This is a genomic window from Novosphingobium sp. PhB165, assembly GCF_004341845.1.
Taxonomy (GTDB): domain Bacteria; phylum Pseudomonadota; class Alphaproteobacteria; order Sphingomonadales; family Sphingomonadaceae; genus Novosphingobium.
The window spans coordinates 46,850-66,242 of record NZ_SLVB01000011.1 but is presented as its reverse complement, the minus strand read 5'-3'; the positions used below and the strand labels follow the sequence as shown (position 1 = coordinate 66,242).

The window sequence follows — 19,393 nt, the reverse complement described above, 5'->3', positions numbered from 1 at the left end:
CCCGGGGAGGAGAGGGAACATGAGGAACTGGCTGAAGGCCGCGCTGGCGGCTGGAACGGTGCTGTCCGGAGCGGACGGCGCTTACGCACAATCGCAGCAAGCGCCGTCCGGCGGCGTGGCGGTCCACGAAGGCGATATCGTCGTGACCGCGCGGCGGCGCGACGAAAGCCTGTCTACCGTACCGGCAGCGATTACTGCGCTCAGCGGCAGCGATCTGGTCGAGCGCGGGGTGAGGACCGATTCCGACCTGCAACGCGTCGCCCCGGGCCTGACGATCCGCCAGACTCAGGGCAACAACTCGCTGACATACTCGATCCGTGGGCAGACGGCTGACACGTTCTCGGGCTCGCCCTCGGCCGTGATCGCCTATCTCAACGAAGTGCCGCTGACGATCAACAGTGCCTCCTCGTTCTACGATCTTGCGAACGTGCAGGTGCTGAAGGGCCCGCAAGGCACGCTGTTCGGCCGCAATGCCACTGGCGGCGCGGTGCTCTACAATACCGCCAAGCCCACGGACAAGCTGGAGGCCTCGCTGCGCGGGCGCGTCGGCAATCTGGATACGTGGGAAGGCGAGGGCATGCTGAACGTGCCGCTGCTGGAAGACAAGATCCTGCTGCGCGGCGCTTTCGATCTGCTGCACAAGAACGGCTATATCCGCAACCTGCTCAATGACGAGCGACTGGGCGACATCCGCCGCGAGAGCGGCCGCGGAACGCTGACGATCAAGCCGACCGATACGATCAGCAACACCACGATGCTGCAATATACCAACACGCGCGGCACCAATACCGGCGCTTCGTACACCTACAGCGTCTATTCCTGCGGCCAGACCAACAACGGTTTTGCGCTCACTTGCGGCGCCGGAAGTCTGTTCGGACCCTCGCTGGACGCGATCGCCGGGCCGGGGGCGTGGAACGCCTATCTGGCCGCGCACCCGGACGCCTATGCGCCCGGCCTGATCGACTATGTGAACGAACAGCGCCGCATCGGGCCCTACAAGACGCGCCATCCGGGCGGCGCCAGCCATCACGGCGAGGACTGGTTCGTCACCAACACCACCGAGTTCGAACTGAGCGACAGCGCCAAGCTGCGCAACATCTTCGGCTGGTCGGATTCGAAAACGCGCTCCGAACAGCCGCAGCTCGGAGCACCGTTCGTGACGATCCTGACCGCCAATGCCCCGGCGGGTGAATTCGGCAACCAGCTCAAGGTCCGCTCGGTCTCCGACGAACTCCAGCTTGTCGGCGATACGCTGGACAGCCGGCTCGACTATATCGTCGGCTATTACATGCAGCGCCAGCGCAGCGACACGCTCTGGCCGCAGACCTATTTCGACGTTTCGCCGATCATCCCACCCAGCTACGTCACCAACAACTTCCGCATCCGCAACAAGACGGACGCGGTCTACGGGCAGGTCTCGTACGAAGTGGTGACCGACCTCAAGCTGACCGGCGGCCTGCGCTACACGTGGGAGCGCGTGTCGATCGCGCAGCTTCCGGGCGCGACTTACACATACGGCGCGCCGGACCAGCACAAGACCTTCTCCGATCCCTCGTGGGAAGTGGGCCTGGAATACAAGGTCACATCCGACTGGTTCGCCTATCTCAAGACGCGCGGATCGTTCCGTTCGGGCGGCTTCAACGGCGCCGCCCCGCCGGTTAACGCCACCGCGACCGATGGCGGCAACCTGTTCAATTCGGAACACACGCAGGATATCGAAGGCGGCCTGAAGTTCGCAGGGCAGGTCATGGGCCGTCCCGCCAACTTCGCCAGCGCCGTGTTCATCCAGTGGGTGCAGGACGTGCAGCGTGTGGAGTTCCCGGATCCTGACGGCCCCGGCGGCCTTGCCTCGATCGCCGTGACCGCAAACGTCCCGTCCCAGCGGATCTGGGGCTTCGAGGCGCAGGGCAATATCCGTCCCGCTGAGTGGCTCGAACTGGGCGGTTCGGCAGCCTATACCAATGCCACGTTCACCGACGGGCATATCGAACTGTTCGGAACGCCCTATTCCTACGGCCCGGTGGGCGATACGCCGAAGTTCTCCGGCACCGCCTATGCGCAAGTCTTCATGCCGGTGGCCGAGGACGCGGGTCAGGTCTCGCTACGCGGCGATCTCTATGGGCAGACCGCGCAGTACTTCTCCAACGCGGCGGACTCGATTGCGCCGGGGACCAAGCTGCCGGGCTATGTGCTGGTCAACGCACGGCTCGACTGGAACGGCATCATGGGATCGGATTTCTCGGCGGCACTGTTTGCCAAGAACCTGACCGACAAGGCCTATTTCGTCGGCGGCATGACGCTCGCCGCCGCGCTGGGCCACAATGCCGCCGCCGTGGGCGAACCGCGCACTTATGGGCTGGAGATCAGCTACAAGTTCTGAAGATCTGCGCGCAATTGCGGCCTCCGCGCCGCAATTGCGCACATCAAAATGCGTCCATCCCATTCAATCTGCATCACCAGCGGAAAGCGTTGCTCAATTGCATCGCCTTTTGGGAAATCGTGCGCAGAATCGCCGGTTGAGCCATGCGCAACAAGTTCTTGTAATGACAGCGTCACCCTCCCTTTATAGCTGCGCCGTTCGATTTTACCCAAAGGGGCTATCCGCGTGCGACACATTTTCACCATCCGAACCGCGCTTCTTCTTGGTTGTGGCCTTGGCGCCTTTGGGCTGAGCGATGCCGCCTTGGCGCAAGACGCCGGCGCCAACGCAGCGGCTGAAACCAATGCCGGAGAAGGCCTCGGCGAAATCGTCGTGACCGCCGAACGCCGCCGCGAGAATCTTCAGGACGTGCCGGTTTCGGTCGGCGTCGTTTCGGGCGATCAGCTCCGCACGTTCCAGGCTGCCGGCGATGACATCCTTGCGCTGTCGGGCCGCGTGCCGGGCCTCTATGCCGAAACCACCACGGGCCGCATCTTCCCGCGCTTCTACATTCGCGGCCTTGGCAATATCGACTTCTACCTCGGCGCCTCGCAGCCGGTGTCGATCATTCAGGACGACGTGGTTCTGGAGCATGTCGTGCTCAAGTCGAACCCGGTCTTCGATATGGATCAGGTGGAAGTGCTGCGCGGCCCGCAGGGGTCGCTGTTCGGCCGCAACACCACGGCCGGCATCATCAAGTTCGACACGATCAAGCCCACGACCGACCATTGGACCGGCCGTGCCAATGCCAGCTACGGTTCGTACAACACCGTTTCGTTCGACGGCGGCGTGGGCGGCCCGATCATTCAGGACGTGCTGGCGGTCCGCGTTTCCGCGCTCTATCAGCGCCGCGACGACTGGGTGGACAACACTTACGACGGCCCCAGCGCCGACGGCACCGTTTCGCCCAAGAAGGACGCAATGGGCGGCTTCGAGGAGCGTGACGCGCGCGTGCAGCTCCTGCTCGCGCCGACCGGCAGCGATTTCTCGATGCTGACCAGCTTCCACGCCCGCAAGTACGAGGGCACGTCCACGATCTTCCATCGCGGCGCCTTCACCAAGGGCTCGAACGACGTGTCCGACACGCCGCGCGATGAAGTGGCGCTGGACGAGGCGCACAACAACCCGCAGGCCTATGACACTTACGGTGCCTCCAACCGCATCGCGCTCGATTTCGGGCCGGTCACGCTGACCTCGATCACGGCATGGGAATCGACCTCGGGCTACAGCCGCGGCGATACCGATGGCGGCGCGGGCGCGAACTTCCCGGTGAACGGCGTGGCCAATGGCTTCGGCCAGTCGCAGGGCAATGTGCGCGATCTCGACCAGCTCAGCGAGGAACTCCGCCTCGCCAGCAATGGCACCACCCGCTTCAAGTGGCAGGTCGGTGCGATGTGGTTCGATTCGCGTGACATTACCGACTTCTACCAGCGCGCCTATTTCCTGACGCCGCCGGCCAACAACCCCAACAACTGGGTGCGCCTGCGCAACGTCAACACCAGTTGGGCCTTCTTCGGTCAGGGTAGCTACGAACTGGTGGACGGCCTGACGCTGACCGCCGGCGCGCGTTATACCAACGACACCAAGAAGACGCGCCTCATCAAGACCGCCGACACCGTCGACGGCGTGGTGACCTACAAGGGCCGCTATAATGTGCGCCTGTCGGACGAGAAGCCGAGCTGGGACGTCAGCCTGAACTACAAGGTCAACCCGGACGTCAGCGTCTACGCCCGCGTCGCCACCGGTTTCCGTGGACCGACCATTCAGGGCCGTTCGGCGGTGTTCAACACGGACTTCACCACGGCGGATTCGGAAACGATCCTTTCGGGTGAAGCGGGCATCAAGACCCAGTTGTTCGACAACAAGGTGCGCTTCAACCTTTCGGGCTTCGCGTACCGGGTGAAGGACATCCAGCTCAACGGCAACGACGCCGACGGCAACGGCGTGCTGTTCAATGCCGACAAGGCCGAGGCCTACGGCATGGAAGCCGAACTGGAAGCGCGGCCGGTGCGGAACCTGACGCTGACCGCCGGTCTCAGCCTGCTGCACACCGAGATCAAGGACAAGAACGTCTACGCACAGGTCTGCGCGCTTAACGGCGTGGTGGTCTGCACGGTCGAGAACCCGACGATCACGGTGGCCGGCAAGGGCGTCTTCGCGCAGATCGACGGCAACCCGCTGCCCAACGCGCCGAAGTACACTGCCAACATCACCGCCCGCTACGACGTGCCGCTGGGCAACGGCGGTTCGCTCTTCGCCTCGACCGACTGGATGTTGCAGGGCTACACGAACTTCGTGCTCTACAAGACCAAGGAGTTCTACTCCGACGGTGACTTCGAGGGCGGTTTGAAGGTTGGTTACTCGGCTCCGGGTGGCCAGTACGAAATCGCGGCCTTCGCCCGCAACATCACCAATGAGAAGAACCTCAAGGGTGTGATCGAGAACTACATGGCGGCCGTGTTCAACGAACCGCGCGTCATCGGTGCTTCGATCTCGGGCAAGTTCTGATCTGAGCGCGGGGCCGGAGAGTTCTCCGGCCCCGTCGCATCCTCGTCATTGCTGCGCTATGCTCGCAGCGACGAGGTTTAATGGCGTCTCACACGCCGCTCATCCTGAGCGTGTCGAAGGATAGAGACCAAGGGCCATGCTCCGGACAGCCGGAGGCTAGCCTCCGCTCACGGCACTTTCTTCTGCTTGTCGATCAGCACGGCTTGCTGCCACCGGCTAGGCGCCTTGTCGGTGCGGTGAATGCAGCCGGCCCAGCAGCACGGCCGCTTCTTGCCCTCCAGCAATTCCTCGCAGGTGCGTTCGATACGGCGCTGGCGCGTCTTCGCCTGTTTTGCGTCTTCCACCCAGCAGATGAATTCGTTCCGGCCAAGCGGCGTCAGGTTTTCCCACAAAAGCAGGATCTCGGGGGCCGACTGCAAAGCCGATTGAAGATCTTCACCAGCCTCGTGGACGGTGCCATGGGAAACCGCATTCACCGCGAAAACCTCCAACCAATCGGCCTGCATGCCAAAGGGCTGAATTTGAGCATACAATACCCGATTGTCCACGATCGGGAGGGACAAGTTTCCTCGGTCGACGGCAGGCGCAATTCCGCCGCGTGATCTCGGCGGTAAAGCGAAGAACTCCGCTGCCTTCCCGCACTCCGCTCATCCTGAGCTTGTCGAAGGATGGCACCATAGCGCTACATCGCCGGGGCTTCGACAAGCTCAGCCTGAGCGGGACGGGTATCCAGCGGGATGACGGTCGAATGAGCGGAAGCGGGGCTGTCCGTGCCGAAGTGCCCTAGGCCAGAAATTCCACGATCTCTCCGGCCAGTGTGGCAGGGATTTCCAGGTTAAGCAGGTGGCCCGCATCGGCGTGGTCGATGCGCGTCACATCCCGGCCAGTTGCGGCAATGAGGTCCGAGATCAGGCGGAAATCCTCGGTATCGCGCGCGCCGGTAAGCAGCAGCGTCGGCACGGAAAGCGAGGTCAACCGGTCCACTTCCGGTAGTTCCGGGCGCTGGTCATCCTGCGCCCACTGGCGGCCGGGGAACGCCGCAATCGATTGCCTGAGGTGCGCCGCCGCTTCCGGAACTTCGCGGGTGCTGTCGAACAGCGGATGATGCCACCAGAGGTCGCGCGCGGTGCCGAAGTCTTCGGCGCGGGCAGCGCGGCCCATCGTCTTCCAGCGGTCGATCCAGTCACTCGACCATGACCAGCCGAGCATCAGTGGGCTCACCAGAACCAGCCGCCGCACACGCTCCGGATGATCGAGCGCGAAGTGCAATACGTTGCCGCCGCCCATCGAAATACCGCAAAGGTCTGCGCGCTCCACATCCAGCGCATCGAGCAGCGCCAGCAGATCGTCGGCATGGGAGAAGGGTACACCGGGTTCACCGGGAGATTCGCCGAAGCCGCGTGCGTCGTAGGCAATCAGCGGTAAATCTGGGGGCAGGGCCGCGATCACCGGCTCCCAGTCATGCCGTGATCCGCCGAAACCATGGGCCAAGACCAGCGGCGTGCCGGTCCCTTCGCGCCGAACGCCGACAAGCGCACCGCCCGCCAATTCGACGCGAAAGTTCGGCATGCCCGCGATTACATCCGCTCGGCGAAACCGCCGTAGCGGCCCTTGTGGAACAGCATCGGATCGTCTTCGCGCACGGTTTCCATGCGCAGCACTTCGCCCAGCACGAACCAGTGGTCGCCCGCTTCGGTCACGGAATAGAGCCGGCATTCGATCGCCGCGATGGAATCGGCGATAATCGGCAGATTGTGCTGGGACACCGTGTATTCCACGCCGACGAACTTATCGGCGCCCTTGGCGGTGACCGCGCGGCAGACGTCGCCCTGATCGCTGGCCATCACGTTGACGCAGAAGTGGCCCGCCTTCTCGATCAGCGGCCATGAGGTGGAGCGCTTGTCGGGGAAGAAGCCCACTAGCGGGGGATCGAGCGAGACGGAGGTGAACGAACCCACCACCATGCCCGCCGGGCGGTCCTCATCGAGCGCGGTTATCACGCAGACGCCGGTCGGATAGCTGCCAAGCACCTTGCGGAATTCGGCCGGGTCGAAAGTCGTGATCGTCACTGGGTCTGTCATCCTGTCGGTATGGTGCGGCGGCATCAGGGCTTCAATACTCCCTCCATCTGCCTGACGGTTTCGTCAAGCCACTGCCGGAAAGCGACGACGCGGGGCAGCTTGCGGATGTCTTGGTGCGTGACGAACCAGAAGCTGCGCAGAATGCGCCTTTCCGGAAGCACCGGCACCAGCCGGGGATCGTCCTCCGCCATGAAGCAGGGCAGCACGCCAAGCCCGGCGCCGCTGGCGATCAGGCTCTGCTGCGCGGTGATGCTGGGCGAGCGGACCGTGGCGCGCAGGCCGGCGTGGATTTCGTCGAGATAACGCAGTTCGGGGGCGTAGATCAGGTCGGGGATGTAGCCGACGAGGCCGTGGCCTTCGAGCAGGTCCGCCGGGCGCTGCGGGTTGCCGTGGGCGCTCAGGTAATCGCGGCTGCCGTAGAGCCCGAGCCTGTAGTCGGATAGCTTGTGCGCCACCAGCGGCCCGGTCCGCGGGCGCGAGAGCATGATCGCCACATCGGCCTCGCGCCGCCCCGGGCTGAGGAAGCCGCTGGAGGCTACGAGATCGATGGCAAGACGCGGGTGGGCGCGCTGAAACGCCGGCAGGTGGCGGGCGAGGAACCAGCAGCCGAAACCTTCCGAGGTGGTGATGCGCAGCGTGCCCGAAAGGCCGTCTCCGCGCTCGGCCTGTTCGGAAATGTGGCCGGCGGCGGTGGCCATCGCCTCCACCGTGGCGAGCAGCGCCTCGCCTGCCTCGGTCAGGTCCTGCCCGCTGCGGGTCTGCTCGAACAGGCGCATGCCCAGCGCCGCTTCCAGACGGCGGAGGCGGCGGCCCACGGTGGTCGGATCGACGCCCAGCGCACGGGCTGCGCCCGCCAGTTGCCCCGCCCGGGCGATGGCTAGGAAGGCCTGATAGTCGCTCCAGTCTATGGAAGGCATCGTCACGGCGGGAAATAGTCCTTGGGGCTGCAAATGTGCAGTTATCGATGGCGTATTTTCAGCTTGCCTGCAAATCGAGCCGGGACCACCTAACCCGTGAAAGGGCACGAGCTTGCCCGTGATAGAATTTGCGAAAGGATGAGGAATGCGCCTGATTGACCACTTCGTAGTCGGCGGACCCGGCGGTCCGGCCGCTCGTCTCGGCGACGTTTTCAATCCCAGCACCGGCGCCGTGCAGGCGCAAGTGCCGCTTGGCGACAAGGCTCTGCTGGACCGCGCCGTCGCCACCGCGCAGGCCGTGCAGCCCAAGTGGGCCGCCACCAACCCGCAGCGCCGCGCCCGCGTTCTGTTCAAGTTCAAGGAATTGATCGAGCAGAACATGCAGGCACTTGCCGAAATGCTCGCTTCGGAGCACGGCAAGGTGGTGGACGACGCCAAGGGCGACATCCAGCGCGGCCTTGAGGTCGTGGAATTCTGCTGCGGCATTCCGCACATGCTGAAGGGCGAATACACGCAGGGTGCCGGTCCGGGCATCGATGTCTACTCGCTGCGCGCGCCGCTGGGCGTGGGCGCGGGCATCACCCCGTTCAACTTCCCGGCGATGATCCCGCTGTGGATGTTCGCTCCCGCCGTTGCGGTGGGCAATACCTTCATCCTCAAGCCGTCGGAGCGCGATCCCTCGGTTCCGAACCGCCTTGCCGAGCTGTTCATCGAAGCCGGCGCGCCCGAAGGCGTGCTTCAGGTCGTCCATGGTGACAAGGAAATGGTCGACGCGATCCTCGACCATCCGGGCATCGCCGCCGTCAGCTTCGTCGGCTCGTCCGACATCGCGCAGTACGTCTATTCGCGCGGCGTTGCTGCCGGCAAGCGCGTGCAGGCAATGGGCGGGGCCAAGAACCACGCCATCGTCATGCCCGATGCGGACATGGACCAGGCCGTCAACGACATCATGGGCGCGGCCTATGGTTCGGCGGGCGAGCGCTGCATGGCGCTTCCGGTCGCAGTGCCGGTGGGCGATGAAACCGCGGACATCCTGCGCGAAAAGCTGATCGCCGCGATCGACAAGCTGAAGGTCGGTATCTCCACCGATCCCGAGGCGCAGTACGGCCCGGTCGTGACCGCCGTGCACAAGCAGAAGATCGAGAACTGGATCCAGGCCGGCGTCGACGAAGGCGCGGAACTGGTGGTCGACGGCCGCGGCTTCTCGCTTCAGGGTTACGAGGAAGGCTTCTTCGTCGGCCCGTCGCTGTTCGACCATGTCACGACCGAGATGAGCGCCTACAAGGAAGAGATCTTCGGCCCGGTGCTCCAGATCGTCCGTGCCAAGACGTTCGAGGAGGCGGTGGAACTGCCGACCCGTCACCAGTACGGAAACGGCGTCGCCATCTTCACCCGCAACGGCCATGCCGCGCGCGAGTTCGTCAGCCGGGTACAGGTCGGCATGGTCGGCGTGAACGTGCCGATCCCGGTGCCGGTCAGCTACCACAGCTTCGGCGGCTGGAAGCGTTCGGCCTTCGGCGATCACAACCAGTACGGCATGGAAGGCGTGCGCTTCTGGACTAAGGTCAAGACCGTGACCCAGCGCTGGCCGGATGGCGGCGCGGGCGACAGCGCCTTCATTATCCCGACCATGGGGTAATGTAGACAGCGCAGCGGCCAGCAGGCAGGAGCAGGGCGGAAACAGCGGGGTGTTCGGGGCGTTCCTTCGGGAGCGCCCTTGGAACCGGAAAGGACAAGTCATGATGAAGATCAGGACCGTTACCGCACCGCACGTCTCCGCCCGTTGGTCCCTGCCGCTCGCGCTTGCGGCCGGCATGCTCACTCTTGCCGGGTGTTCGAAGCAGCCGGCAAGCAAGGAGCAGGCTACGGCAACCGGCGAACCGGCTGCGGCAGAGACCTCCACGGTCACGGAAGCGCCGCTGCCCTCCGAAATTCCGGAGAGCCTGCGCGGCCGCTGGGGCCTTGTGAATGGCGATTGCACAAGCACGCGCGGCGATGCCAAGGGCCTGCTCACGATCGATGCCACGCGGCTGACTTTCTACGAATCGGTCGCCAGCCTCGGCACCGTCAAGTCCGCCGCCGACGATGCAATCGAAGCCGAATTCGCCTTTTCGGGCGAAGGCCAGAGCTGGAAGCTTGACGTCTCGCTCGCCAGTCCCGACGGCGGCCACACGCTTGTCCGCAAGGACACCGGGCCCGACGCCGCGCCCGAAACGCTTACTTACACGCGGTGCCCCTAGAGGCGCGCACCAGCCAGCAGCAGGATTGAGATGAGCGCACAGTTTGAAACGGGGCAGTTTGGCCTCACCGAAGACCAACTCGCGATCCAGGAAACGGCGCGCAAGTTCACCGCCGACCGCATCACGCCATACGCTGCCGAGTGGGACGAGAAACACCACTATCCGGTGGACGTGTGGAAGGCGGCCGGCGAGCTTGGCTTCGGCGCGATCTATGTTTCCGAGGAAAACGGCGGCATCGGCCTCGGCCGTCTCGACGCGGCGCTCATCATGGAGGCCATGTCCTACGGCTGCCCGGCCACCAGCGCTTATGTCTCGATCCACAACATGGTCGCCTGGATGATCGACACGTTCGGCGATCAGCAGATCAAAGATCGCTACCTGCCCGATCTGGTGACGATGGAGAAGATCGGCTCCTATTGCCTCACCGAACCCGGCTCGGGCTCGGACGCGGCGGCGCTGAAGACAACGGCGCGGCTGGACGGCGATCACTACGTGCTCAACGGCACCAAGCAGTTCATTTCCGGCGGCGGCGTCAACGACGTCTACGTGGTGATGGCCCGCACCGGCGATCACAAGTCGCGCGGCGTATCCTGCTTCGTGGTGGACAAGGACACGCCCGGCCTGTCCTTCGGCGCGCCAGAGAAGAAGCTGGGCTGGAACGCCTCGCCCACCGCGCAGGTGGTGTTCGAGGATTGCCGCATCCCGGTCGAAAACCGCGTCGGTGCGGAAGGTGACGGTTTCAAGTTCGCGATGGCCGGCCTCGACGGCGGCCGCCTCAACATCGGCGCCTGCTCGCTGGGCGGTGCGCAGCGCTGCCTTGATGAGGCGATTGCCTATGTGAAGGACCGCAAGCAGTTCGACCAGCCGATCGCCGAATTCCAGAACACCCAGTTCCGCCTGGCCGACATGGCTGCCGAACTGGAGGCCGCGCGCGCGCTGCTCTACCTCGCCGCCGCCAAGGTCACGGCCGGCGCGCCGGACAAGACCCGCTTTGCCGCCATGGCGAAGATGATGGCCAGCGACACCGGCTCGTCGGTTGTCGACCGGGCGCTCCAGATGTTCGGTGGATACGGCTATCTGAAGGATTATCCTATCGAGCGCTTCTGGCGCGACTTGCGCGTCCATCGTATCCTCGAAGGCACCAATGAGGTCATGCGCATGATCATCGGGCGTGACCTCCTGAAGTAACCCGCGCGAGGACGATCATGACCATCGATATCCTGACTGAAGAACTGCTTACGTCCCGCGAAGGTGTGGCCGGTGTGATCGCGCTGAACCGTCCGAAGGCGATTCATGCGCTCACTTTGGGCATGTGCGAGTCGATGAGCGATTCGCTGGCCGAATGGGCCAATGACCCGGCCGTGAAAGCCGTGTGGATCGAACACAGCGAGGGCCGTGGGTTCTGCTCGGGCGGCGATATCAATCTCTTGCGCCGCTCGGCGCTGGAGGATGGCGGTCATTCGGGCCGCAGGTTCTTCTTCGAGGAGTATCGGCTGAACCACCAGCTCTTCGAATATGCCAAGCCCGTGGTCGCCTTCATGGACGGCATTACCATGGGCGGCGGCGTCGGCATCTCGCAGCCCGCGCATTACCGCGTTGCCACCGAGAACACGCGCTTCGCCATGCCTGAAACAGGGATCGGCCTGTTCCCCGATGTCGGCGGCGGCTGGTATCTCTCGCGGCTGGACGGGCGGCTCGGCCAGTTCCTGGCGCTCACCGGTGCGCGGCTTGACGGGGCGGAGTGCCTCTGGGCCGGGCTCGCGACGCATTACCTGAATAGCGAGGACCTGCCTGAGGCCAAGCGCCGCATTGCTGCCGGTCACGAGATTGGCGCCGTGCTCACCGCGCTTGCCGTCACCCCGCCTGAGCCGAAGATCGCGGCCCACGCGGCGCAGATCCGCAAGCACTTCGCCTTCGACACGCTGGAGCAGATCCTCGCGTCGCTGGACGGCGACGACAGCGAGTGGGCTGCCCGCGAACTCGCCACGCTGCACACCAAGAGCCCGCAGGCCTGCAAGGTTTCGCTACGCCAGCTCGCCACTTCGCTGACGTTCGACACGTTCGCGGAGAACATGGCGATGGAATACCGCATCGGCAGCCGCGTGCTGGTCCTGCCCGATTTCGCCGAAGGCGTCCGCGCGGTGATCGTCGACAAGGATCAGGCGCCGAAGTGGAACCCGGCGGCGCCGGAGGGCGTGATCGATGCGATGCTGGACGCGATCTTCGCGCCGCTCTCCCCGGAAGAGGAATGGAGGCCCATTTGACGCCCAGCCGCCGGTTCGAAACGCCGATCGATCTCTACCACGCCGTCAAGAAATCCTGGTCCGCCGATACCATTTCCGATCCGTTCGACCCGGCCAACCCCGCGCGCAACCAGTGCGCGGTGACGTCGCTGGCCGTGCAGCACTATTTCGGCGGTGAGATCTGCAAGACGGCGACCAAAGGCGGCACGCACTTCTACAACAAGGTGGACGGCCGCTTCTGGGATCTTTCGACCGACCAGTTCGACGAGCCGATCCCCTACGACAACACGCCGACCTCGAAGGACGAGGCGCACGAACATGCCAGCCCAGCGCATCTCGCCGCGCTGATCGCCAACATCGAAGCGAATACCTGAAGGAACCCGCGATGAGCTACGAAACGATCCTGGTCGAAACGAAGGGTGCCGTCACCCTCATCACGCTCAACCGTCCGCAGGCGCTCAATGCGCTGAACTCGGTGGTGCTGGAGGAGCTGATCGCGGCCTTCGCCGCGTTCGAGGCGGACAAGACCCAGGGTTGCGCCGTCATCACCGGCTCGGGCGAGAAGGCCTTCGCGGCAGGCGCCGACATCAAGGAAATGTCCGATAAACCGGGCGCCGAATTCTATTCGGAGGACTTCTTCGCGGGCTGGACCAGCAGCTTGGTCAAGACCACCCGCAAGCCCTGGATCGCGGCCGTCAACGGCTTCGCGCTGGGCGGCGGCTGCGAAGTGGCAATGATGGCGGACTTCATCATCGCGTCGGAAAACGCCAAGTTCGGCCAGCCGGAGATCAAGCTGGGTGTCGCGCCCGGCATGGGCGGATCGCAGCGCCTGACGCGCGCGGTCGGCAAGTCGAAGGCCATGGACATGTGCCTCACCGGCCGCCTGATGGACGCTGCCGAGGCCGAGCGTTCGGGCCTTGTCAGCCGTGTCGTCCCGCTCGACCAGTTGCTGGACGAAGCGCTGAAGGCGGCCGAGGCGATCGCGGCAATGCCGCCGCTGGCCGCGATGATGAACAAGGAATTGGTCAACATGGCCTTCGAGACCACGCTCGACACCGGCCTCATCATGGAGCGCCGCATGTTCCAGGTGCTCACCGCTACCGAGGACAAGGCCGAAGGCATGGCCGCCTTCGTCGAAAAGCGTCCGGGCGTCTGGAAGGGCAAGTAAGTCGGATAGCGCGACGGGGGGCGGCGCGTTCTGTCTCCCCTCCGTATCGTCATTCCCGCGAAAGTGGGAATCCCGCTTCCGGCAGGTGACACAAGGGCGGTTTCGCAAGCGGGATCCCCGCCTGCGCGGGGGGGCGGGATAAAGACATGCCTGTCCAGCAGGCTGCCGTACTCGGCGTGATTTGGGAGAGAATGTCATGAAAATCGCTTTCATCGGCCTCGGCAACATGGGCGGCGGCATGGCCGCGAACCTCGTCAAGGCGGGGCACGCGGTGAACGCTTTCGACCTTTCCGCCGAGGCCGTCGCCAAGGCGGCCGAACACGGATGCGCGACTTTCGACAGCATCCCGGCTGCGGTTGACGGCGTCGATGCCGTCGTCACCATGCTACCCAATGGCGCCATCGTGCGCGCGGTCTACACGCAGGACGTTTTCGGCAAGGCTCCGAAGGGCGCGCTTTTCCTCGATTGCTCGACCATCGATCTCGCCACCGCACGCGAAGTGGTCGAACTGGCGCAAGCGGAAGGCTACGAGATGGTCGACGCGCCCGTCTCGGGCGGCATCGCGGCGGCCAATGGCGGCACGCTCACGTTCATGGTGGGTGGCAGCGACGCGGCCTTCGAGCGCGCGAAAACCGTGCTCGAACCGATGGCCAAGGCGATGATCCATGCCGGCGAGACCGGCGCTGGGCAGGTCGCCAAGATGTGCAACAACATGCTGCTGGCGATCCACATGATCGGCACGTGCGAGGCCCTGGCGCTGGCACAGAAGGCTGGGCTCGATCCGCAGACTTTCTATGACATCAGCTCGAAGGCCACAGGCTATTGCTGGTCGCTCAACGATTATACGCCAATGCCCGGCGTCGGCGCGACGAGCCCGGCGGATAATGGCTATGCGGGCGGCTTTGCTTCCGCGCTGATGCTCAAGGATCTGCGCCTTGCGATGGCGGGCGCCGAGACTTCCGGCGCGACCGTGCCGATGGGCGAGCACGCGATGAAGATCTACGAAGCGTTCGTGGAGGCCGGCAACGGCGGCAAGGACTTTGGTGCGATCTTCACGACGCTCTGAGACACCGCAATTATCGCGTCAAATTTCCCTCGTCATTGCGAGCGTAGCGAAGCAATCCAGGGGCAGTCTCACGCCGCTCTGGATTGCTTCGCTACGCTCGCAATGACGGAATAGAGCGATCCGGAGAATGCTACCGGATTGCTCAACGAATAGAGGTGAGGTCCGGCCCGGCCCGCCTCGGCTCTTCCGATTAAGCCGCCATGGATTCCGCGCGGCTGTCCAGCACCACGCGGTTGCGGCCTTCGCGCTTGGCGCGATAGAGCGCGGCGTCGGCGACCTTGATCAGGGTCGAGCCGTCGCGCTCCATGTTCTCTTCCCACACGGCGATGCCGAAGGACATCGTGGTCGCGCCCAGCGTGCGTCCGCCCTGGTGGATGTTGAGTTCGCCGATAGCCTGCCGCACGGCCTCGACGCGCTCGGCCAGCGCCGCTGCTGATGTGCCGGGGGCGATGATAGTGAACTCCTCGCCCCCGAAGCGACAGACGACGTCGCCGTCGCGGAAGCGGCTGCGCATTTCGGCGGCTACGGCCTGAAGCACCGCATCGCCGGCCTCATGGCCGAACTCGTCGTTGAAGCGTTTGAAGTGGTCGACATCGCACATGACAAGGCCGAGTGGCGTACCCCCGCGCGAGGCGCGCGCGATTTCCAGCGCCAGCGTCTCTTCCATGTAGCGGCGGTTGAACAGCCCGGTCAGCGGATCGCGGATGGTCTGTTCGCGCAGGCCGCGCTGGAGGCGGTGGTTGACGAGGGCCGAGGCGATGTTTTCGGTCAGCACCGTCATGCGGAAGCGGTTCTCGGCCTCGACCACGCCCTTCAAGTAGAGGACACCGATCACTTCGCCGCCTGCAAGCAGCGGCTCGCAGTGGTAGTGGTCGGTCTCGTTGCCGACATGGGCGCAGACGATGTCCGATTCAGGATCGATCACGAAGTGGCTCTGGCCGCGCCGGAGCGCCCAGCACTGATCAGGTGCGAAGCCGCCAGCCGCGACTTCGATACCGCCCCATGCGGCGATCGGGATCAGCAGGTTACGCGAATTGTTGTGCGCGAACAGCGCGCCGGGGACTTCCGGCAGCACGCGCGGCACGAAGACGCGGATGATCGAGGCCAGTTCCTCATCGGTGCGGGCGGCCTGCATGCGGTGGGCCATGCCGCCGAGTAGTTCGATCACCTCGCCACGCTCGCGCAGCACTTCGGCATTGAGGCTGAGTTCGTGGTTGGCGTGATGCAGTTGCTGCGCGCTCACAACCTGATCGGCGACGGCGGATTCCAGCTCGTCGGCCATCCGGTTGTAGCCTCGGGCAAGGCGCTGGAATTCGCTCGATTCCATGCGTGCGGTGATGCGCGCGCTGCGGTCCCCGGCGCCGAGCTGGCCCATGACCGCCATCATCGCGTCCACCGGACGACGGATGCGGCGGATCAGCGCGCTTGCCAGGAAGGTGATCGTGATCACCGTGATCGGCGTGCCGAACAGGACGAGCCAGCGGATGTAGTCGAGGCGTTCCTTCACCGCGTCCATGCGATTGGCGGCAAGCGCGCGCTCGGCTTCGAGCAGGTCATTCGTGCGTGCGGTCACCAGCAGCATCAGGAAGCGCCCGTGGCCGGCCGCGACATAGGCGCGCGCGGCTTCGAAATCGCCGCGGCGGGTGAGGCGGGCGGTTTCCTCCAGGCTTTTCGCGCGCTCGTCGATCAGGTTCTGGACCTGCTTGGCACGGGTGTTCTGAAGCGGATTGTCGGATGTCAGCGCGACGAGGCCGGCAGCCTCGCGCCGAGCCTCGGCCAGTTCGGTGGGAAAGCTGACTGCGAATTCAGGGTTCTGCGTCAGCGTGAAGCCGCGCTGGCCGGATTCGGCGGCCTGAAGGTGCCGCAAGGCCCGGTCGGCGGTTTCCAGCACTTGCGAGGAGTGGGTGATCCACGTCAGGCTCGCGCGCATCTGCGCCGAAGCGTCAAGCAGCAGTCCGGCCAGCCCGGCCAGCACGATGCTGAGAATGACGCACAGGACGACGATGCGCCTGGACAGGGATCCGGCCAAGATAAACTCCGTAGGGACTGGGCATCAGCCCTCCGTCAATCCTAGGATTGTTGCAACCTCAATCGGAACCGACCCGGCATATTTTGCCGCAGATCCGACACAATTTCGACGAACCGAGTTCAATCCGGCGCAATTGCCGACCTGACCGGCGTGATTTCACTCAAGGCGCCTCCGGCTCGCCCTTGCGCCGTTCGCGCTCGAAACGAGGCAGCCGCATGCCTTTGGTGCGGCTCGTCAGATGATATTGGCGGCACAGCGGACAGCGATAAGGGCGCAGGGCGATCGATGCCCGTGCGGCCACTTCCAGCGCCGCCGCTTCGGTGGGATAACGGGCCTTGCGCTGGCAGGTGCCGGGGCGGGTGCGCATGGCATCAAGACCAGACCGCAAGCGCTATGGAGGCGGCGCCAAGGAGAACTTGCAGTGTCCCGTTGATGCGCATTTTGGTGTCGGATTTCGGGGGAGGATAGGCAAATATCGTACGGCGTTCCTCGAAGAAGGTTTCCTCCGCCCCTGAGTCCAGCTGATCAATTCTCCGGCGTTGGTGCGCCTCGGCCTCGGCACGCTTGCGGCCGGGCCAAAACACCTTTGGTATTCCTGCCGCCAGGCAAACGGCCGCCTGGATGAATAGTATCGGGTTCACAGGTTTTGGCCCGATCAGCCCAGCATTCGCGCGCCGAGCAGGAGCAGCAGCTTCACGTCCAGCGCATAACCCGCCTTGCGCCATTCGGCGATGGCTTGCTCGATCCCGGCCAGCGGCACGCGGTGGACGATGATATCCTCGCTATCGACGCCGCCGCCTTCGCCCACTTTCACAAGGTCATGCGCGCGGAACAGGCTGAAGCTTTCGCTCACCATGCCGGGCGAGGAGTAGAATTCGCCGAGGTTTTCCATGCGGCCGGCGTGGTAGCCGGTCTCTTCCTCCAACTCGCGCGCGGCGGCGATGCTGGCGTCCTCGCCCGCGACATCGTCATGATCGCCGACGAGGCCGGCGGGAAGTTCGATGCAGCGCTTGCCCAGCGGCACGCGGTACTGGTCCACCAGGATCACGTGGTCTTCGGCGTCCACCGCAAGGATCACGGCGGCGTGAATGCCGCGCGCGCGGCTCACATATTCCCAGCGGCCCCGCTTGCGGGTGGTGATGAACTTGCCTTGCCACATGATTTCATCGGGTTCGTCGGCATCGGGGGGCAGGGGCAGGGAGGCCAGTTCGGTCATACTTCGATAATCCTGTCGGGAAGTTCGTTCACGTCGTCATCGGCGCGGGGGAAGTGTTCGGAGAGGATGTCACCCACTTTGCCCACGGCGACCACCATGCCGTCAGCCACGCGCTCGTCGCCCACGTGGGCGAGCATGGCGGCCATGACGTGGCCCCAGATCTCGGGGTCGACTTTGGCGGCGATGGCCTTGTCGGCCACGATCTCGGCGCGGTGCTCGCGCATGGAGAGGTAGATGAGCACGCCGGTGCGGCCGGTGGTGCGCTGTTCGGCGCCGATGCGGAAGGCGCGCAGGGCATGGGTGTGCACCCGCATGGTCTTGACTGGACCCGGCACCAGCCAGAACCGCAGCGGCTGCCAGAGCTGGAGCGCCAGCATGGCGCCGAACTTGATTGCGGCAACTCCGCCGGCCAGTCCGATAATCATCCGCGGGGTCCATTCGTGGCCCCAACTGGCCAGCAGGCGGTCGTAAAGTCCCATGTAGAAGCCGGGCGCGAATACCAGCGCGGCCAGCGCAAGGAAGGCGACGACCGCGCTCCACGCAAGCGCGACATCGGTGTAGCCGTCCGAGCGTTCGGCCAGCACGGTCACGATCTCGCCCGAACTGCGCATCTCGGCTTCGCCGACGGCAGCGGTGATGCGCGCGTGGTCTTCCTCGGAAAGGTAGATGGGTGAGGGCATCTCGTTCTCTCCTCTACCAGCTTCCGCTCGCGCCGCCGCCGCCGAAGCTGCCGCCGCCGCCCGAGAACCCGCCGCCTCCGCCGAAACCGCCACCGCCACCCCAGCCGCCGCCACCGCCCCAGTGGTCATCGTCGTCGCGGCCGCCGGGCATCCAGATGATCGGGCCGCCCAGACCGCGCCGACGCCGTCCGCCGGCGCGTGCCTCGTTGATCATCGGCAGGGCGACGAAGAACACAAGGAAACCGATGAAGATGATGGTCCCCACAGGAAATCCGCCTTCCTGCGGCTTACGCGCGGCGTCGGCATTGGCAGCCACCTGACGCGCCTGATCGGGCGGCAGAGTGAGTTGCTTGGCGATCGCGTCTGTCCCGGCCTCGATGCCGCCGGGCATGTCGCCCGCCTTGAAGCGGGGGAGAATCTGCTGGTTGATGATGAGGAACGAGAGGCCGTCGGTGATGATCGGCTCCAGACCGTAGCCGACCTCGATCCGCACCTTGTGTTCGTTGGGCGCGACGATCAGCAGGGCGCCGGTGTTCTTATCCTTCTCACCGATGCCCCAGGCGCGACCGAGCTGATAGCCGTAGTCGGAGATATCGTAGCCCTGAAGGCTGGGGAGGGTGACGACGACGAGCTGGCGGCCGGAGTTCTTCTCCAGCGCGTCCAGTTTCTGCGTCAGCCGGGCCTCGACATCGTCGGGGATGACGTTGGCGTCGTCCACGACCCGGCCAGTGAGCTTGGGGAACGTGGGCTCGGCGGCTGCCTGCTGGGCAAGCAGCACGCCGAAGGCCAGAAGAACGGCCGCAAGGACGGCCCGGAAAGGGTTCAC

At 64.8% G+C, this 19,393-nt stretch carries 19 protein-coding genes; 9 read left to right on the top strand and 10 right to left on the bottom strand.

The features are described from left to right. The first annotated feature begins 19 nt into the window (after nucleotides 1-19). Nucleotides 20-2,380, top strand: a complete 2,361-nt coding sequence (locus tag EDF56_RS22570; RefSeq protein WP_165912336.1) for a TonB-dependent receptor — start codon at nucleotides 20-22, stop codon at nucleotides 2,378-2,380. Here the strand turns inward: EDF56_RS22570 and EDF56_RS22565 are convergent. After that, a complete protein-coding gene (locus tag EDF56_RS22565) occupies nucleotides 2,368-2,592 on the bottom strand; it encodes a hypothetical protein (RefSeq protein ID WP_132391825.1) in 225 nt (74 codons plus the stop codon). The two genes, EDF56_RS22570 and EDF56_RS22565, sit on opposite strands and share 13 nt — an antisense overlap. Nucleotides 2,593-2,605: 13 nt before the next feature. On the opposite strand from EDF56_RS22565, the gene EDF56_RS22560 reads away from it, so the two are divergent. Then, nucleotides 2,606-4,927: a TonB-dependent receptor gene (locus tag EDF56_RS22560; RefSeq protein ID WP_207904939.1), complete on the top strand. Its 2,322-nt coding sequence runs from the start codon at nucleotides 2,606-2,608 to the stop codon at nucleotides 4,925-4,927. Nucleotides 4,928-5,094: 167 nt separating this feature from the next. Here EDF56_RS22560 and EDF56_RS22555 read toward each other — a convergent pair whose 3' ends face one another. From EDF56_RS22555 to EDF56_RS22540, 4 genes are all read right to left on the bottom strand, one after another. Further along, nucleotides 5,095-5,433 (bottom strand): YdeI/OmpD-associated family protein, encoded by a 339-nt coding sequence (locus EDF56_RS22555; protein WP_132391960.1) that lies wholly within the window; start codon nucleotides 5,431-5,433, stop codon nucleotides 5,095-5,097. Between the two features lie 277 nt (nucleotides 5,434-5,710). Then, complete coding sequence (locus EDF56_RS22550) at nucleotides 5,711-6,496, bottom strand: alpha/beta fold hydrolase (protein WP_132391823.1); 786 nt, start codon at nucleotides 6,494-6,496, stop codon at nucleotides 5,711-5,713. A gap of 8 nt (nucleotides 6,497-6,504) precedes the next feature. Continuing rightward, entirely contained in the window at nucleotides 6,505-7,008 is a 504-nt protein-coding gene (locus tag EDF56_RS22545; protein WP_207904930.1) for a flavin reductase family protein, read from the bottom strand. A 23-nt stretch (nucleotides 7,009-7,031) separates the two neighbouring features. Further along, complete coding sequence (locus tag EDF56_RS22540; RefSeq protein WP_132391958.1) at nucleotides 7,032-7,925, bottom strand: LysR family transcriptional regulator; 894 nt, start codon at nucleotides 7,923-7,925, stop codon at nucleotides 7,032-7,034. A 145-nt stretch (nucleotides 7,926-8,070) separates the two neighbouring features. Here EDF56_RS22540 and EDF56_RS22535 point away from each other — a divergent pair, with 145 nt between their 5' ends. The 7 genes from EDF56_RS22535 (at nucleotide 8,071) to mmsB (ending at nucleotide 14,642) form a co-directional block, all read left to right on the top strand. Beyond that, nucleotides 8,071-9,564: a CoA-acylating methylmalonate-semialdehyde dehydrogenase gene (locus EDF56_RS22535; protein WP_132391819.1), complete on the top strand. Its 1,494-nt coding sequence runs from the start codon at nucleotides 8,071-8,073 to the stop codon at nucleotides 9,562-9,564. Between the two features lie 103 nt (nucleotides 9,565-9,667). Then, on the top strand, nucleotides 9,668-10,165 hold the full coding sequence (locus EDF56_RS22530; protein WP_165912335.1) for a hypothetical protein: 498 nt from the start codon (nucleotides 9,668-9,670) through the stop codon (nucleotides 10,163-10,165). Between the two features lie 30 nt (nucleotides 10,166-10,195). Further along, nucleotides 10,196-11,353 (top strand): acyl-CoA dehydrogenase family protein, encoded by a 1,158-nt coding sequence (locus tag EDF56_RS22525; RefSeq protein ID WP_132391815.1) that lies wholly within the window; start codon nucleotides 10,196-10,198, stop codon nucleotides 11,351-11,353. A 17-nt stretch (nucleotides 11,354-11,370) separates the two neighbouring features. After that, a complete protein-coding gene (locus EDF56_RS22520) occupies nucleotides 11,371-12,429 on the top strand; it encodes an enoyl-CoA hydratase/isomerase family protein (protein ID WP_243652788.1) in 1,059 nt (352 codons plus the stop codon). Then, nucleotides 12,426-12,782, top strand: a complete 357-nt coding sequence (locus tag EDF56_RS22515; protein WP_207904927.1) for a hypothetical protein — start codon at nucleotides 12,426-12,428, stop codon at nucleotides 12,780-12,782. The genes EDF56_RS22520 and EDF56_RS22515 overlap by 4 nt, the downstream gene beginning before the upstream one ends. A gap of 11 nt (nucleotides 12,783-12,793) precedes the next feature. Continuing rightward, a complete protein-coding gene (locus EDF56_RS22510; protein WP_132391813.1) occupies nucleotides 12,794-13,576 on the top strand; it encodes an enoyl-CoA hydratase-related protein in 783 nt (260 codons plus the stop codon). Nucleotides 13,577-13,772: 196 nt separating this feature from the next. Next, nucleotides 13,773-14,642 carry a 3-hydroxyisobutyrate dehydrogenase gene (gene mmsB / locus EDF56_RS22505; RefSeq protein ID WP_132391811.1) on the top strand — a complete coding sequence of 290 codons (870 nt, stop codon included), beginning with the start codon at nucleotides 13,773-13,775 and terminating at the stop codon, nucleotides 14,640-14,642. A 190-nt stretch (nucleotides 14,643-14,832) separates the two neighbouring features. Here mmsB and EDF56_RS22500 read toward each other — a convergent pair whose 3' ends face one another. The 5 genes from EDF56_RS22500 to EDF56_RS22480 all read right to left on the bottom strand — a co-directional run bounded on the left by EDF56_RS22500 (nucleotide 14,833) and on the right by EDF56_RS22480 (nucleotide 19,393). Next, nucleotides 14,833-16,671 (bottom strand): diguanylate cyclase, encoded by a 1,839-nt coding sequence (locus tag EDF56_RS22500; RefSeq protein ID WP_243652787.1) that lies wholly within the window; start codon nucleotides 16,669-16,671, stop codon nucleotides 14,833-14,835. A gap of 160 nt (nucleotides 16,672-16,831) precedes the next feature. After that, nucleotides 16,832-17,038 carry a hypothetical protein gene (locus EDF56_RS22495; protein ID WP_132391809.1) on the bottom strand — a complete coding sequence of 69 codons (207 nt, stop codon included), beginning with the start codon at nucleotides 17,036-17,038 and terminating at the stop codon, nucleotides 16,832-16,834. A gap of 288 nt (nucleotides 17,039-17,326) precedes the next feature. After that, nucleotides 17,327-17,887, bottom strand: a complete 561-nt coding sequence (locus EDF56_RS22490) for an NUDIX hydrolase (protein ID WP_132391807.1) — start codon at nucleotides 17,885-17,887, stop codon at nucleotides 17,327-17,329. Further along, complete coding sequence (locus EDF56_RS22485) at nucleotides 17,884-18,567, bottom strand: hypothetical protein (protein ID WP_132391805.1); 684 nt, start codon at nucleotides 18,565-18,567, stop codon at nucleotides 17,884-17,886. Before EDF56_RS22485 ends, EDF56_RS22490 begins: the two co-directional genes overlap by 4 nt. Nucleotides 18,568-18,580: 13 nt before the next feature. After that, nucleotides 18,581-19,393, bottom strand: a complete 813-nt coding sequence (locus tag EDF56_RS22480; RefSeq protein ID WP_132391803.1) for a TPM domain-containing protein — start codon at nucleotides 19,391-19,393, stop codon at nucleotides 18,581-18,583.

Bases quoted from the DNA above. Each gene is read 5' to 3' on its own strand.
- EDF56_RS22520 (WP_243652788.1), top strand. From the start codon at position 11,371: ATGACCATCGATATCCTGACTGAAGAACTGCTTACGTCCCGCGAAGGT.
- EDF56_RS22490 (WP_132391807.1), bottom strand. From the start codon at position 17,887: ATGACCGAACTGGCCTCCCTGCCCCTGCCCCCCGATGCCGACGAACCC.
- EDF56_RS22545 (WP_207904930.1), bottom strand. From the start codon at position 7,008: ATGACAGACCCAGTGACGATCACGACTTTCGACCCGGCCGAATTCCGC.
- EDF56_RS22555 (WP_132391960.1), bottom strand. From the start codon at position 5,433: ATGCAGGCCGATTGGTTGGAGGTTTTCGCGGTGAATGCGGTTTCCCAT.
- EDF56_RS22550 (WP_132391823.1), bottom strand. From the start codon at position 6,496: ATGCCGAACTTTCGCGTCGAATTGGCGGGCGGTGCGCTTGTCGGCGTT.
- EDF56_RS22485 (WP_132391805.1), bottom strand. From the start codon at position 18,567: ATGCCCTCACCCATCTACCTTTCCGAGGAAGACCACGCGCGCATCACC.
- EDF56_RS22540 (WP_132391958.1), bottom strand. From the start codon at position 7,925: ATGCCTTCCATAGACTGGAGCGACTATCAGGCCTTCCTAGCCATCGCC.
- EDF56_RS22535 (WP_132391819.1), top strand. From the start codon at position 8,071: ATGCGCCTGATTGACCACTTCGTAGTCGGCGGACCCGGCGGTCCGGCC.
- EDF56_RS22530 (WP_165912335.1), top strand. From the start codon at position 9,668: ATGAAGATCAGGACCGTTACCGCACCGCACGTCTCCGCCCGTTGGTCC.
- mmsB (WP_132391811.1), top strand. From the start codon at position 13,773: ATGAAAATCGCTTTCATCGGCCTCGGCAACATGGGCGGCGGCATGGCC.
- EDF56_RS22510 (WP_132391813.1), top strand. From the start codon at position 12,794: ATGAGCTACGAAACGATCCTGGTCGAAACGAAGGGTGCCGTCACCCTC.
- EDF56_RS22495 (WP_132391809.1), bottom strand. From the start codon at position 17,038: ATGCGCACCCGCCCCGGCACCTGCCAGCGCAAGGCCCGTTATCCCACC.
- EDF56_RS22570 (WP_165912336.1), top strand. From the start codon at position 20: ATGAGGAACTGGCTGAAGGCCGCGCTGGCGGCTGGAACGGTGCTGTCC.
- EDF56_RS22525 (WP_132391815.1), top strand. From the start codon at position 10,196: ATGAGCGCACAGTTTGAAACGGGGCAGTTTGGCCTCACCGAAGACCAA.